This window comes from Psychrobacter sp. TB20-MNA-CIBAN-0197 (genome assembly GCF_040309765.1).
GTDB classification, from domain to species: domain Bacteria; phylum Pseudomonadota; class Gammaproteobacteria; order Pseudomonadales; family Moraxellaceae; genus Psychrobacter; species Psychrobacter submarinus.
Genome location: NZ_JBEOPC010001152.1, coordinates 1 through 248 on the forward strand (window position 1 = coordinate 1; position 248 = coordinate 248).

The 248-nt window shown below is 31.0% G+C and carries 1 protein-coding gene; it reads left to right on the plus strand.

All coding sequences use genetic code 11. The annotated features are described in order from the left end of the window. Positions 1-68: 68 nt before the first annotated feature. A partial coding sequence (locus AAEY83_RS17540) for a hypothetical protein (RefSeq protein ID WP_351061231.1) occupies positions 69-248 on the plus strand: 180 nt, incomplete at its 3' end.

A 248-nucleotide genomic window follows, 5' to 3' on the forward strand; every position in this document is an offset into this window, starting at 1 on the left:
GTCTTTAGTTCTCTTCTACCATCAGCGATAATAACGATATATTAATTAACATTCTGAAATATATTAATTTGATGTTGAAAAAAAGCATTCTACTTTCTATTGCTGCTCTGTTTATTTTTAGTGCCACATATATAGGCTCTGCTATTTATACCTTGTATAGCAAAAAAATGATTTCTGTTGACCCTAGGCTCAAAGAAGTATCTGGTATTGAGTATGATAAGCATAAACGCTTATGGGCTATTAACGAT